1 protein-coding gene is annotated in these 269 nt (G+C 69.1%); it reads right to left on the bottom strand.

The features are described from left to right. Positions 1 to 269 (bottom strand): DUF1275 family protein (locus tag SB751_RS30905; RefSeq protein ID WP_410749138.1); only part of this gene is annotated, 269 nt, incomplete at both ends.

Raw genomic sequence — 269 nt, 5'->3', positions numbered from 1 at the left:
CTGCAGGCCCATGATGTAGCACAGCAGCATCACGGTGCCGGGCACGTAGAACCAGCGCAGGTTCTCGAGGTTCGCCCCCAGCAGGCCGAAGGCCAGCAGCAATACCGCCTCGACCATCAGCGGCAGGGCGAACTCGCTGGCCAGGTGCGTGCGCCGGCCGAAATTGATCAGCGAGGCCGAGGTGGCCGCCCCCGCCACGAACGACAGCAGCGCGGCCAGCCCCTGCACCACCACGGCCAGGCCGCCCAGCACCATGTGGTCGGCGATCA

The sequence above is a fragment of the Cupriavidus sp. SIMBA_020 genome (assembly GCF_046535395.1).
GTDB classification, from domain to species: domain Bacteria; phylum Pseudomonadota; class Gammaproteobacteria; order Burkholderiales; family Burkholderiaceae; genus Cupriavidus; species Cupriavidus campinensis.
Note: the sequence above shows the minus strand (reverse complement) of the source record. Positions and strands in the feature narration are given on the sequence as shown.